This window comes from Stutzerimonas tarimensis, assembly GCF_042648805.1.
In the GTDB taxonomy this organism is placed as follows: Bacteria; Pseudomonadota; Gammaproteobacteria; order Pseudomonadales; family Pseudomonadaceae; genus Azomonas; species Azomonas tarimensis.
This window is the reverse complement of the sequence record NZ_JBHRXZ010000017.1, coordinates 268987-282100: the sequence shown is the minus strand read 5'-3', so window position 1 is coordinate 282100 and position 13114 is coordinate 268987. Positions and strand designations below refer to the sequence as shown.

11 protein-coding genes are annotated in these 13114 nt (G+C 62.8%); 2 read left to right on the top strand and 9 right to left on the bottom strand.

The window, feature by feature from the left end; genetic code table 11:
* Positions 1-18: 18 nt before the first annotated feature.
* The 6 genes from aroK to ACFOMF_RS08195 are packed head-to-tail and all read right to left on the bottom strand — an operon-like array spanning position 19 to position 5522.
* Entirely contained in the window at positions 19-564 is a 546-nt protein-coding gene (aroK, locus tag ACFOMF_RS08220; protein WP_386363481.1) for a shikimate kinase AroK, read from the bottom strand.
* A gap of 4 nt (positions 565-568) precedes the next feature.
* A complete protein-coding gene (gene pilQ, locus ACFOMF_RS08215) occupies positions 569-2689 on the bottom strand; it encodes a type IV pilus secretin PilQ (RefSeq protein ID WP_386363478.1) in 2121 nt (706 codons plus the stop codon).
* A 55-nt stretch (positions 2690-2744) separates the two neighbouring features.
* Positions 2745-3272, bottom strand: a complete 528-nt coding sequence (locus ACFOMF_RS08210; protein ID WP_386363476.1) for a pilus assembly protein PilP — start codon at positions 3270-3272, stop codon at positions 2745-2747.
* On the bottom strand, positions 3272-3892 hold the full coding sequence (gene pilO / locus ACFOMF_RS08205) for a type 4a pilus biogenesis protein PilO (RefSeq protein ID WP_386363474.1): 621 nt from the start codon (positions 3890-3892) through the stop codon (positions 3272-3274). The genes ACFOMF_RS08210 and pilO overlap by 1 nt, the downstream gene beginning before the upstream one ends.
* A complete protein-coding gene (locus ACFOMF_RS08200; protein WP_386363471.1) occupies positions 3889-4461 on the bottom strand; it encodes a PilN domain-containing protein in 573 nt (190 codons plus the stop codon). The genes pilO and ACFOMF_RS08200 overlap by 4 nt, the downstream gene beginning before the upstream one ends.
* Positions 4461-5522: a pilus assembly protein PilM gene (locus ACFOMF_RS08195; protein ID WP_386363468.1), complete on the bottom strand. Its 1062-nt coding sequence runs from the start codon at positions 5520-5522 to the stop codon at positions 4461-4463. Before ACFOMF_RS08195 ends, ACFOMF_RS08200 begins: the two co-directional genes overlap by 1 nt.
* A gap of 180 nt (positions 5523-5702) precedes the next feature.
* On the opposite strand from ACFOMF_RS08195, the gene ACFOMF_RS08190 reads away from it, so the two are divergent.
* Entirely contained in the window at positions 5703-8102 is a 2400-nt protein-coding gene (locus ACFOMF_RS08190) for a penicillin-binding protein 1A (RefSeq protein WP_386363467.1), read from the top strand.
* Positions 8103-8192: 90 nt separating this feature from the next.
* On the opposite strand, the gene ACFOMF_RS08185 is transcribed toward ACFOMF_RS08190, so the two are convergent.
* The 3 genes from ACFOMF_RS08185 to rpmE all read right to left on the bottom strand — a co-directional run bounded on the left by ACFOMF_RS08185 (position 8193) and on the right by rpmE (position 10601).
* The gene (locus ACFOMF_RS08185; protein ID WP_386363464.1) at positions 8193-9461 is read right to left on the bottom strand and encodes a malic enzyme-like NAD(P)-binding protein; all 1269 of its coding nucleotides are present in this window, start codon (positions 9459-9461) and stop codon (positions 8193-8195) included.
* A gap of 107 nt (positions 9462-9568) precedes the next feature.
* Entirely contained in the window at positions 9569-10333 is a 765-nt protein-coding gene (locus tag ACFOMF_RS08180; RefSeq protein WP_386363461.1) for a thermonuclease family protein, read from the bottom strand.
* Positions 10334-10388: 55 nt separating this feature from the next.
* Complete coding sequence (rpmE, locus tag ACFOMF_RS08175; protein WP_386363458.1) at positions 10389-10601, bottom strand: 50S ribosomal protein L31; 213 nt, start codon at positions 10599-10601, stop codon at positions 10389-10391.
* A 190-nt stretch (positions 10602-10791) separates the two neighbouring features.
* Between rpmE and ACFOMF_RS08170 the strand changes: the two genes are divergently transcribed.
* Complete coding sequence (locus ACFOMF_RS08170) at positions 10792-13011, top strand: primosomal protein N' (RefSeq protein ID WP_386363456.1); 2220 nt, start codon at positions 10792-10794, stop codon at positions 13009-13011.
* Positions 13012-13114: the final 103 nt, after the last annotated feature.

Sequence of the window (13114 nt, the reverse complement as noted above, 5' to 3'; positions counted from 1 at the left end):
CCAGCGGAGAAAGAAAAGCTAGGATAGCGCAGTTCGACCAGAGCCTTCACGCGCGCCCAGGGCACGCAGCCGGTCGAGGATTTCCGTAACCACCAGACGCGGCGGTCGCTCGTCGGTTTCCACGACGATATCGGCCACCGAGCGGTAAAGGGGATCACGAACTTCCATGAGCGAGCTGAGCACGCCTCGCGGATCCACACCCCGGAGCAGGGGACGATTACGATCCCGGGCGGTGCGCTCCAGTTGCTGCTCCACCGAGGTACGCAGATAGATCACGCGTCCGCCGGCCCGCAGGAGTTCGCGATTGTCTTCCCGAAGTACCGCGCCTCCGCCAGTGGCCAACACCAGCCCTTCGCACTGGCAGAGCGCCGCGAGCGCGGCGTGCTCGCGCTCCCGGAAACCCACCTCCCCTTCGACATCGAATATCCAGGGGATGTTGGCGCCCGTCCGCTGCTCGATCTCCTTGTCGGAGTCCTTGAAGGGCAGGCGGAGCTCCTTGGCCAGCATGCGCCCGATGGTGCTCTTGCCAGCCCCCATCGGGCCTACCAGGATGGTGTTGCGCACAAATTTACCGGCTCACGGCGATGGACTGGGTGTCCAGTATACGAGGGGTCAGGAAGATCAGCAGCTCTTCTTTCCCTTCGGCCACCACGTCGCGGCGGAATACCCGACCGATGAAAGGCAGATCCCCCAGGAATGGCACCTTGTCGACGGAATGCTGCTGCACGTTGGAGAACACCCCGCCGATCACGATCGTCTCGCCGTCGTTGACCAGCACCTTGGCATTCACCTCGTTGGTGTTGATCGGCGGCACGCCATTGACCGCACGAGAGAAGTCGGGCGCATCCTTGTTGACCTTGACGTCCATGAAGATGCGGTTGTCCGGGGTGATCTGCGGGGTCACCTCGAGCGACAGTGCAGCTTCCTTGAAGGAAGTGGAAGTAGCGCCACTGGAGCTGGCTTCCTGGTAAGGGATCTCCGCGCCTTTGAGGATCTTGGCAGTTTCCTTGTCGGATGTGATGACCTTCGGCTGCGAGATGATTTCGCCGTTACCGCTCCTTTCCATGGCCGAGAGCTGCAGGTCGAGCACCAGGTGGTTGGACAGGAACCCGATACCCAGACCCGAGGTGCTGTTCAATGCCCCCATATCGACGAAAGGCACCGGCGAGGTGCCTTCCTGCAGGGTGTAACTGCCCATGGTGTCGGTACCCGGCAGGTAGGCGCGCCCGTCGGTATCGAATGACGTGGCGCCATCCTTGCCGTAGAGCGCCCACTGGTCGTTGACGTAGCTGCCACCCCAGCGAACACCGAGCGCCTTGTCATAGTCCACGCTGGCTTCGACGATGCGAGCCTCGATCATCACCTGACGCACCGGGATATCGAGCTGGGTGACGATACGCCGCAGCTCGTCCAGTCGCTCCTGAGTCTGGTAGGCGATGATGTTGTTGGTGCGGTCATCGACGGTGATCGAGCCCCTATCGTCACCAGCGCCTTCACGACTGGTGACAGACTGGAACAAGCGGGCAATGTCAGCCGCCTTGGCATAATTGACCTGCACCACTTCGCGGCGCAGAGGCGCCAGTTCGGCGATCTGACGCTGAGACTCGAGCTGCTGCCGTTCGCGCGCCGCAATTTCGTCGGCCGGCGCGACGAGGAGGACGTTGCCCACCTGCCGCTTGTCCAGCCCCTTGGTCTGCAGCACCAGGTCCAGCGCCTGGTCCCAGGGTACATTCTGCAGTCGCAGGGTGATATTGCCCTGCACGGTGTCGCTTGCGACCAGATTCAGGTTGGTGAAGTCCGCGATGAGCTGCAGCACCGAGCGGACATCGATGTCCTGGAAGTTGAGCGAGAGCTTCTCCCCGCTGTAGCTGAAGCGTTCGGCCTTTTCCCGCTCCTGCTGCTCCTGGGTCAGCGGCTTGACACTGATGGTCAGGATGTCATCGGTCTGGAAGGCCAGATAATCGTAGGAGCCGGTCGGCTCGATGGAAATGACGGCGCCGTCGCTTTCACTGGAGGCGCTGACAAAATTGACCGGCGTGGCGAAGTCCTGCACATCCAGGCGCACGCGCAAGGGCTCCGGCAACTGGGTTTTGTCCAGGCGGACGCGGATCCGGCCGCCACGTTCGTCGATCGACGGCGTGATGGTGGGATCGGAAAGCCTGATCAGCACGAGGCCCGCACCGTCCGCCGCGCGCTGGAAATCGATATCACTGACGGCGCGACCGACCGCTGCCGCTGGCGCTGCGGACCGCGCCGGCGCGGACACGGGCGCGGGCTTGGCAGCCACGGGCGCGGAAGAAGCGCCTGGCTGCTGTTCGCCAAGCACCACGTAGAGGTTATTGCCATCGACGCGAGTGCTGTAAGGAACCAGCGTATCCAGATTGACGATCAGGCGGGTACGACCTTCTGCCTCCACTACCGTCAGGCTGCGCGCGTTACCGGCACCCAACTCCTGACGCTTGGCACCGAGCCGATTCGACACACCGGGCAGATCCAGGGCAATCCGCGCCGGCTGCTCGATGGTGTAACCGCGAGGCGCAGCCACTGGCTCATCGAAAGACAACTTCAGTTCGACCCGGTCTCCCGGAAGCGACGCAACGTCCACCGCATTGAGATTGGCGGCCAGGAGCATGGGCGGAGCAAAGGCCGCGAGCACCGACAGACCAAGACGTGAGAGACTGCTGTTCATTAGATAATTCCGTTTTACCGACCGGTAGGGTTTTTCCATGATCTTGTCCCGCGATTCAGGACCGCTCTATCAGAGACAAGGTGCGCGGGCGTTCCAGCCAGCCTCCATCTCCATCAGGAACAATCTCGACGACTTCAATCTGCCCCGGCTCGATCGCCGTGACGCGGCCATGGTTGCGCCCAAGATAGTTACCCAGACCTATGCGATGCACGCCCCCACCCGCCCGTAGCAGGGCAAAGGTAGAACCCTGGTTGGCAAGCGTGCCGACCATCGCGAATTCGTCGATGGAGTATCCCTCGAGGAACTCCCGGACTCGACTATCATCTGGCCGGATATCTCGCGAACCTTTCTGGCGATCCTCGAGGGAAACCTTCACCGGCGGCTGGAACGGACTGCGCATGGCCGACGCGCTATAGGTAAAGGCCTCATAGGGCTGGAATACCGGCAACGGCTCGATGGTGCCCCGCGGCCTGGCCTGCACTTCAGCCATGAACGCCTGCAGGTCGGAAAAATCCGAAGAATTACCGCAACCGGCGAGCGTGGTGAGGCTCAGGCCAAGCAAAAGCAATCGGGCACGCTTCATCACTGCCCCCCTCCCTCGTTATAACGGTAAGTCTTGGCCACGATGCTCATGCGCAATCTGGAGCTCGAGGCGGCACTGACCGGCTTTATTTCGAAGTCATGCAGGGTCACGATCCGTGGCAGGCTCGCGACGCCGCTGATGAACGTAGCCAGATCGTGATAGGCCCCGACCGCGTTGATCTGTATCGGCAGCTCGATATAGAACTGTTGGGTCACTTCGGGCTGCAGCTTGATCTCTTCGAACTCCAGCCCGCTACCGAGCCCCGTCAGCGTGATGTCTTCGAGCAGACCCGGCACCTCGGTATCGCTGGGCAGTTGCCGAAGCATCTCGCCGAACGAGGTCTCCATCTCGCCCATCTGATCCTTGTATGCCTGCAGGTTGGCAGCCTGGAACGCCTTGGAGGTATACTGCTGCCGCAGCGTCTGCTCCTGCCCCTGTCGCTGTTCGAGCTGCGCCTTCAGATCCTGCAGGTGGAAGTGGTAACCGAGGAAACCCACCAGCCCAAACAACAGCACGCAGGTGACGACCTTGACCGGGGTCGGCCACGATCCCAGGTTGTTCACGTCGAGCTCGGAAAGCTCGAACTTGCGCAAGCTTTCCAGCGAATCGGCGAGACTCATGGGTTATCTCCTTCTGCAGCAGTGCCTGGCTGGACCTGCGTGACCGTCAACTGGAACCGGCTGGCTTGACCACTGTTCGCCAGACTGGCCGCCTTGACTTCGGTGAGATTGGGAGCCGCCAGCCACTCGGACCCATCAAGGTTGCGCATCAGGCTCGAGACGCGGTTGTTCGATTCGGCGAGACCGACGATGGCGACTCGCTTGCCCGTCATCTTGAGCTCGTCGAAATACACACCATCGGGAAGCGTGCGGACCATCTGATCGAACACCCGGGCTATGATCGGGCGGTTGCCCTGCAGGTCCTGAATGATCTTCATGCGCTCGAGCAGCTGCTCCCTGCGCTGCCTCAGCTCACTGATTTCCTTGATCCGGTCGTCGAGCACCGCGATCTCCTTGCGCAGGAAATCGTTGCGCGCGTTCTGCTGAGCCATGGCTGCGGTGAAATACTGGTCACCCAGGAACACCAGGCCACCGGCGGCCACCAGCACGGCACCGAGGGTGATCAGGAAACGCTGCTTGCGCTCCTCGCGCAGTTGCTCCCGCCAGGGAAGCAGGTTGATCCGGGCCATCAGTCGAAACTCCTCATCGCCAACCCGCAGGCAATCATCAGGGCGGGCGCGTCACTGGCCAGCACCCCGGCGTTGACCTTGTTGCTCAAGGACATATCGGCAAAAGGGTTCGCCACTAGAGTGCGCGTCCCGACCTTTTGCTGGATCAGGCGATCCAGCCCGGGAATGGATGCCGTGCCGCCGGCAAGGACGATGCAGTCCACATCGTTGAACTGTCCGGATGCAAAGAAGAACTGGAGAGACCGTGATACCTGCTGAACGACCGCATCTTTGAACGGTTGCAAAACCTCGCTGTCGTAGTCGTCTGGAAGACCACCTTTCTTCTTGGCGAGGCCAGATTCCTCCCAGCTCAGGCCATATCGCCGCTGAATCTCTTCAGTCAGTTGCAGACCACCGAACAGTTGTTCACGGCTGTAGATGGTCCGTCCCTTGTGCAGGACACTCAGGGTCGTCATGGTTGCACCGATATCGACGACCGCCACGGTCATCCCGGCCTGATCACCGCCCAGCTGGGCACCAAGAAGGCCGCAGGCACGCTCAAGGGCAAATGCCTCGACATCCACGACTTTCGCCGTCAGCCCCGCCAGGCCGAGCGCCGCTTCGCGCACTTCGACGTTCTCACGGCGGCAGGCAGCCAGCAAGACATCAACACGACCACTGTTGCGCGCGGGCCCCCGCACTTCGAAGTCGAGCGCCACTTCTTCCAGCGGATAGGGAATGTACTGGTCGGCCTCGATCTTCAGCTGGTTTTCCAACTCGTCATCGTTCAACCCGCCTTCCATCTCGATGGTCTTGGTGATGACAGCAGAACCTGCCACAGCCACCGCCGCCGACTTGACGCCGGTCCGTGCCTTGACGATGACCCGCGCCACGGCCTGCCCGACCCCGTCGAGCTCGACCACGTTCTTTTCGATCACCGCATTGGGCGGCAGTGGCTCGACCGCATATGCCTCGACCCGATACCGACCGCCGGAGCGGCTTAACTCCAGAAGCTTGACCGAGGTCGAACTGATGTCGATCCCCAGCAGCGTGTTCGCCTTTTTTGTGAAGAGCCCTAGCACGGCCGGTTTCCTTTCTAATTCCGCGATTTACGGATTAATTCTGTATCGCCGCATTAGATACCAGCTTGACAGGACCGTAAATGCCCTTTGGGGAGAAAAAAAGGCCTATAATGTGATCGACTTTTCCTTTCGGCCGAGCGGCCGTCTTCTCCCCTCTTCAGGCTGATTTCCCTCTATTCCATGGCCGTTTTGAAGCTAATTTTTTGGTCGAGCGCTGCCTTGCTTTCAGCGCTCCTTGTCGGTCTCAGCGGAACCTTTCTTTACCTGAGCCCGAGCCAGCCGTCCGTCGAGGCCCTGCGCAGCATTCAGCTACAGATCCCGTTGCGAATCTACAGCCGCGATGAAAAGCTCATCGCCGAGTTCGGTGAAATGCGCCGCGCGCCGATCCGCTTCGAGGATATCCCGCGGGATTTCATCGAAGCCTTGCTGGCGGCAGAGGACGACGATTTCGAGAACCATCATGGCGTCGATCTGAGAGGCCTGATGCGCGCTACTTCGCAACTGGTGCAGACCGGTCAGATACAGAGCGGCGGCAGCACCATCACGATGCAGGTGGCGAAGAACTTCTTCCTCACCAGCGAGCGCAGCTTTTCACGCAAGCTGAACGAGATACTGCTTGCACTGCAGATCGAGCGCGAGCTCAGTAAGGACGAGATCTTAGAGCTTTATGTCAACAAGATCTATCTGGGTAATCGGGCCTACGGTATCGAGGCGGCTTCCCATGTCTACTATGGCAAACCGATCCAGGAATTGACTCTGGCACAGTTGGCGATGATCGCCGGCCTGCCAAAGGCGCCCTCTGCCTTCAACCCGCTGGCCAACCCCGAGCGCAGCCGCGAACGCCGCGACTGGATCCTCGGACGCATGCTACGACTGGGCAAGATCGACGAAGCCCGCTACCAACAGGCCATTGCCGAACCAGTGGATGCCAGCTACCACGTCGCCGAAGCCGAATTGAGCGCGCCCTACATTGCGGAAATGGCCCGCGCAGAAATGGTCGCGCGCTACGGCAGTGCCGCCTATACCGACGGCTTTCGCGTCTACACCAGCATTACCAGTGAACGCCAGAACGCAGCCAATGCGGCGCTGCACAACGGCCTGATCGAGTACGATCAGCGCCATGGCTACCGGGGCCCCGAGGCCCGCCTGGGCGATGTCCCCCAGGAAGAACTGCGCAAGGCGCTGGCCACCCTGAGACCACTCTCCGGCGTGCACCCAGCGGCGGTGACCCAGGTAGGCGGCGACAGTGTCCGGATACTCCTGCGTGACGGCAGCGAGCGCAGCCTGAGCTGGGACAGCATGAGCTGGGCCCGCCCCTATCTCAGCGCCAGCAGCATGGGTCCGCGGCCGCAGCGACCCGCGGACGTGGTCCAGGCTGGCGATCTGATTCGCGTACGCTTCAACGACGAAGGCCAGCCGCTGTTCAGCCAGGTTCCTGCCGCCCAGGCTGCGCTCGTCTCCATCTCGCCCGAGGATGGTGCGATCGAGGCACTGGTGGGCGGCTTTGCGTTTGGCCAGAGCAAATACAATCGAGCCATCCAGGCCAAGCGACAGCCAGGCTCGAGCTTCAAGCCCTTCATCTACAGCGCCGCGCTGGATGCAGGCTACACCGCTGCCAGCCTGGTCAATGACGCGCCGATCGTGCACGTGGAAGAAAGCCACGATCGCGTATGGCGCCCCAAGAATGACAACAACACCTTTCTGGGTCCGATCAGGCTTCGCGAAGCCCTGTACAAGTCGCGCAACCTGGTATCGATCCGACTGCTGCAGAGCATGGGCGTCGACGCCACGCTCGAGTACCTGACCCGGTTTGGCTTCAATCGTCAGGACCTGCCGCGCGGACTTTCCATGGCCCTGGGCACCGCCACTCTGACCCCCATGGACGTCACCGCGGGCTGGGCCGTATTTGCCAACGGCGGGCACCGCGTAGAGCCGTACCTGCTGACGCGCATCGAGAGCCGAGACGGCGAGCTCCTCTACCAGGCAGCTCCCCGCCGCGTGACGCCAGCAACCACGGAGCCCGAGGCGACAGCCGGTGTATCCGATAGCATCGTAGCGCCCATGGCAGAGCCGGCCGAGCAAGTCATCGACGAGCGCACCGCATTCATCATGACCAGCATGCTCCGGGACGTGATCACCCGCGGAACCGGGCGACGTGCGATGGCTCTGCAGCGCAACGACCTGGCGGGCAAGACGGGGACCACCAACGAATCCTTCGACAGCTGGTTCTCCGGCTACAACGCCGAGCTGGTCACGACGGTCTGGGCCGGTTTCGATCAACCTGCCACCCTAGGTCGCAACGAGTACGGATCTACCGTTGCCCTGCCGATCTGGATGAGCTACATGGGCACCGTTCTGCAGGGCAGACCCGAGCGACTCCCGGCCGAACCCGAAGGGATACTGACCCTGCGCATCGATCCGGCCAGCGGACGCATCGCCCAGGCCAACACTCCTGAAGCCTATTTCGAGGTATTCAAGGCTGAAGACTCGCCACCCACGATGCAGGAACTGGGCGTGGGAAGTCGCCCGCCGGGCAGCCCACTGCCGGCTGACGATTCAGCACCGATGGACCTGTTCTAGCGCTTGGCGCCGGCACCGGCAGTGCTGGAAAAGAAAAAACCCCGGCCATGGCCGGGGTTCTTTTTGCCTTGCGCCTGCTGCCGAGACGGCTTAACCCGTGAACACGTCGTTGACCGACTTCAGCGGATAGTTTTCCGGATAAGGCCGGGTGGCCACGCCAGTCTTGATCGCGGCCTTGGCGACCGCATCGGAGACCAGGGTGATCAGGCGAGGATCCAGAGGCTTCGGAATGATGTATTCACGGCCGAATTCCAGGCTGTCGACTCCATAGGCGACCTTGACCTCTTCAGGTACCGGAAGCTTGGCCAGCTCACGCAACGCATGGGCTGCGGCGATCTTCATTTCCTCGTTGATGCGAGTAGCCCGCACATCGAGCGCACCACGGAAGATAAAGGGGAAGCCGAGCACGTTGTTCACCTGGTTCGGGTAATCCGAACGCCCGGTGGCCATGATCACATCGCTGCGGGTCGCAAACGCCACTTCAGGCTTGATTTCCGGATCAGGATTGGAGCAGGCGAAGACAATGGGATTGACTGCCATGCGGTTGAGATCGTCAGGGCTCAGCAGGTCAGCACCGGACAGACCCACAAAGACGTCGGCGCCTTCCAGCGCTTCGGACATGGTGCGCTTGTCTGTCTCGTGCGCGAAGACAGCCTTGTACTGATTGAGATCGTCACGGCCGGAATGGACCACACCCTTGCGATCAAGCATGTAGATGTTGCGGATGTCCGCACCCATGCCCACGAGCAACTTCATGCAGGAAATTGCCGCAGCGCCGGCGCCAAGGCAGACGATCTTGGCTTCCGGCAGGTTCTTGCCGGCGATTTCCAAAGCATTCAGCAGCCCGGCGGCCGTCACGATGGCGGTGCCATGCTGGTCGTCGTGGAAAACCGGGATATCGCACTGCTCGATCAGGGTGCGCTCGATATCGAAGCACTCAGGCGCCTTGATGTCTTCGAGATTGATGCCACCGAAGGTGATGGAGATGCGCTTGACGGTGTCGATAAAGGCCTGGGGGCTTTCCGCATCGACTTCGATATCGAAAACATCGATACCGGCGAAACGCTTGAACAGCACGCCCTTGCCTTCCATGACCGGCTTGGAAGCCAGCGGCCCGAGATTGCCCAGACCGAGAATAGCCGTGCCATCGGAAATCACAGCGACCAGATTACCCTTGCCTGTGTAGCGATAGGCCAGTTCGGGGTCTCTCGCGATCTCGCGCACCGGCGCGGCAACACCTGGACTGTAGGCCAGCGACAGGTCACGGGCAGTGGCCGTCGCCTTGGTCAGCTCGACGCTCAGCTTACCGGGGCGAGGATGGGCGTGATATTCGAGAGCAGCAGTTTTCAGGTCAGTCATGATCGCATTTTCCGCTTATTTTATTTGGCCAGACAGCGTCCGAGAATACGCCAACAACCGGCTTTGCCACAAGCTTGGACGGGGGACTCAAAGGGCACGCGAGACCGTTACTGCGCCTCCGGGGACAGTGCCGAAACCATTGCCGGGTGACTGATGGGAAGCAGCCAGCGAGCAGCGGATCGCGCGCCCTTGCGATCGATGATCCAACCACGCGCCTCGACTCGTTTTCCAACCATCGCGTCAAGCTCGGCGCGAGCGAAAGCCTTTTCGCGTCCCGGAGGAATGTTCAGCACCAACGGTCCGTCGGTTTCCAGCCAGGTCCCGCCACGGTTACGTTCGATCCGCTCGATTCTGGCCTCGACCAGGGCGAAGCCACCCTGGCGAATCTGCCCGGCATCGACCCGTTGCGGGTGGCGCCACATCCCCCTACCGGAGGCGCGCGCCCGGGCTTCGGCCTCCTGATGGCACGTCACCATGGCGGTGTTGGGCGCGACTGCCACGAATCGCCCCAATCCCTTGCGCAGGAGGGCTGCCTCGATATTGTTGCCGGCGGCGTCGAAGGCGTGTGCAAGGGCTCGCCCGTAGCGGTCCTGCGGCTGCTCGCCGAGATGCAGGGCCAGGCGACCCTGGCTGGCCCGGACCAGTGTCCGCAACTCATCGCGGGCCGCCACGGCGTAGGGCTCATCTGCCCGCCCCTTGCGCCCCAGCTCAGGGGTATCGAGCCCGATCAGGCGAACGCTGCGTCCATCGGCCAAACGCAGGGTGTCTCCGTCGATGACGCTGGCGATCTCCACCGCCTGCCGCGGTCCGGGCAGAGAGCAGAGCGCCAGAGCAGGCGACGCCAGCAGCCAGGCAACAAAAAAGGCGCCCACCAGGGACGCCTTTTTTACAGGCTCACGGAGATCCATGTGCCGAAACGACAGCAGGTTACTTGCTGCCGAATACACCGAAGCGCTGCTTGAAGCGGTCGATACGACCACCGGTGTCCAGCATCTTCTGCTTGCCGGTGTAGAACGGATGGCACTCGGAGCAGACGTCCAGGCTCAGGCTTTTGTTGAGCGTGGAGCGAGTCTTGATCACGTTGCCGCAGCTGCAGGTGGCTTCGATTTCTTCGTACGCGGGATGGGTATCGGCTTTCATGGGATAAACCTCGATTCAAGCGTGCCGCCACCCGACCCCATGTCGAGCACCGCACGGAAAAGAGCGCGGATGATACCAGAGCTCCCCACGGACGCAAGGCGCGGGGATAAGCGGCAGCCAGGGTCAGCGGCGGGCTTTTTGCCGCGGACTGCTTTTGCCCTATCATCCGCGTTCCACTTCGGAGGCTCGCTTGCCTGCTCCCATTCTGCGACTCGCCCTGCCCTCACCCCTGCGCCGCCTGTTCGACTACCAGGCTCCGGAAAGCATTCCGCCCGGTCGGCTTCAACCGGGCGTGCGACTGCGTGTTCCCTTCGGCCGGCGCGATGTAGTTGGCGTGCTGGTGGAAGTTCGCACTCATAGCGACGTGCCGCCAGACAAGCTGCGGGAGGCCCTGTCCCTGCTCGACCGTGAGCCGCCGCTGCCGCAGAGCCTGTTCGACCTCTGCCTGTGGACGTCCCACTACTATCAGCACAGCCTGGGCGATACCTTCAGCTGGGCCCTGCCCGTACTGCTTCGGCAGGGCGAACCGGCGACTGCACGCGAGCAGCGATACTGGCACCTCGCGCCGGACGCTCGCGCCGATGACCCCCGCCTCGAACGTGCGCCGCGTCAGCGCGAGGCGCTCAAAGCCATTGCCCAGCACCCGCACGGCGTGCCCCAGGCGCTGTTGGGCAAGCTACAGCTGAACAGGGCCAGCCTAGAAGGGCTGATCGAAAAGGGATTGTTGCGTACCGAACAGCGGCGCAGCCCACCCCAGCCGCACCATGGCAGCTGGCTGCTGGAACCGCCGCTACCGCTCAACGCCCAGCAGCGCGCCGCCGTGGAGGCGGTCAGCGCCGGCTTCGGCGGTTTCCATGCCAGCCTCCTGGCCGGCGTCACCGGCAGCGGCAAGACAGAGGTCTACCTGCAACTCATCCATGCCGTGCTCGAGGCAGGCAGACAGGCGCTGGTGCTCATCCCCGAGATCAACCTCGGCCCGCAGACCCTGGCGCGCTTCGAGCGTCGCTTCAACGCCCGCATCGTCGTTTTGCATTCGGCCCTGAGCGACCGCGAACGGCTGGATGCCTGGCTCGCCGCACGGGACGGCGAGGCCGACATTGTCATCGGCACACGCTCGGCGCTCTTTACTCCTCTCAAACGGCCCGGTCTGATCATCGTCGACGAAGAACACGACGGCTCCTACAAACAGCAGGAGGGCCTGCGCTACCAGGCGCGCGACCTGGCCGTGGTGCGTGCCCGCCTCGAGGGCCTGCCGATACTGTTGGGCTCGGCAACCCCGGCACTGGAGAGCCTGCATAACGCCCATACCGGACGCTACGCACTGCTCAGGCTCGATCAGCGCGCCGGCGTCGCCAGGCCACCCCGCTTCCTGCGCCTGGACGTCAAGAGTCGCCCTCTGGACGCCGGTCTCTCCGCCCCCCTGCTGCAGGCGATGACCCAGACCCTGCAGGCCGGTCAACAGGTGCTGGTATTCCTCAACCGGCGTGGTTTCGCCCCAACCCTGCTGTGTCACGATTGCGGCTGGCTGAGTCAATGCCCGCGCTGTGACGCGCGCATGACCCTGCATCAACGTCACAATGAACTGCGCTGCCACCATTGTGGCCATGCCGAGCGGCCGCCGACGAACTGCCCCCAGTGCCGGCACGTCGACCTGCGCCCGGTTGGCGCCGGCACCGAGCGCGCCGAAGAGCGGCTGCGCACGCTGCTGCCCGACTATCCCGTGCTGCGTATCGACCGTGACAGCACCGCGCGCAAGGGCGCGCTGGACAGGCTGCTCGATACCGTCAACCGCGGCGAGCCCTGCGTTCTGCTTGGCACCCAGATGCTCGCCAAGGGCCATCACTTCCCGCGGGTCACCCTGGTGGCCATTCTCGATGCGGATGGCGGACTGTTCTCCGGCGATTTCCGCGCCAGCGAGCGCATGGCGCAACTCATCGTCCAGGTCGCCGGGCGTGCCGGGCGCGCCGAGGAGCCCGGCCGGGTCATCATTCAGACCCACCTGGCCGATCACCCCCTGCTGGTGCAGCTGACCGAGCAGGGCTACTTCGCCTTTGCCGAACAGGCCCTGGCGGAGCGTCGCGCCGCCGGGCTTCCGCCGTTCTCGCATCTTGCCCTGCTGCGTGCCGAAGCGCATCGCCCGGGGCAGGCCGAGGAGTTTCTCGAACTGGCCTGCCAGGCCGCGGAGAAGCTGATCGACGAAAACGCCGCTGGAGGAGTCGAACTGCTCGGGCCGGTGCCCTCGCCGATGGAACGGCGTGCAGGCCGTTACCGTGCCCAGCTACTATTCCAGTCCCAGGCGAGAACGCCCCTGCACCGCCTGCTGGGCGCCTGGCTGCCCCGTATTGAACAATTACCGGGCGCGCGAAGCGTGCGCTGGTCTCTGGACATAGACCCCAGTGATCTTTACTGACTGTCCCTTTATTGACAGTACCTTGCCGCCATAGCCGCCTCGCCCCGATAATGCGCGGTTTTCGACACACCTGCACGGCGCTGCCGTCTTTGCCAAGAGCAGA

What these genes read in the sequence shown, in the direction of transcription:
- ACFOMF_RS08185 (WP_386363464.1), bottom strand. Translation starts at nt 9,461, where the DNA reads ATGACTGACCTGAAAACTGCTGCTCTCGAATATCACGCCCATCCTCGC.
- pilO (WP_386363474.1), bottom strand. Translation starts at nt 3,892, where the DNA reads ATGAGTCTCGCCGATTCGCTGGAAAGCTTGCGCAAGTTCGAGCTTTCC.
- ACFOMF_RS08210 (WP_386363476.1), bottom strand. Translation starts at nt 3,272, where the DNA reads ATGAAGCGTGCCCGATTGCTTTTGCTTGGCCTGAGCCTCACCACGCTC.
- rpmE (WP_386363458.1), bottom strand. Translation starts at nt 10,601, where the DNA reads ATGAAAGCCGATACCCATCCCGCGTACGAAGAAATCGAAGCCACCTGC.
- ACFOMF_RS08190 (WP_386363467.1), top strand. Translation starts at nt 5,703, where the DNA reads ATGGCCGTTTTGAAGCTAATTTTTTGGTCGAGCGCTGCCTTGCTTTCA.
- pilQ (WP_386363478.1), bottom strand. Translation starts at nt 2,689, where the DNA reads ATGAACAGCAGTCTCTCACGTCTTGGTCTGTCGGTGCTCGCGGCCTTT.
- ACFOMF_RS08200 (WP_386363471.1), bottom strand. Translation starts at nt 4,461, where the DNA reads ATGGCCCGGATCAACCTGCTTCCCTGGCGGGAGCAACTGCGCGAGGAG.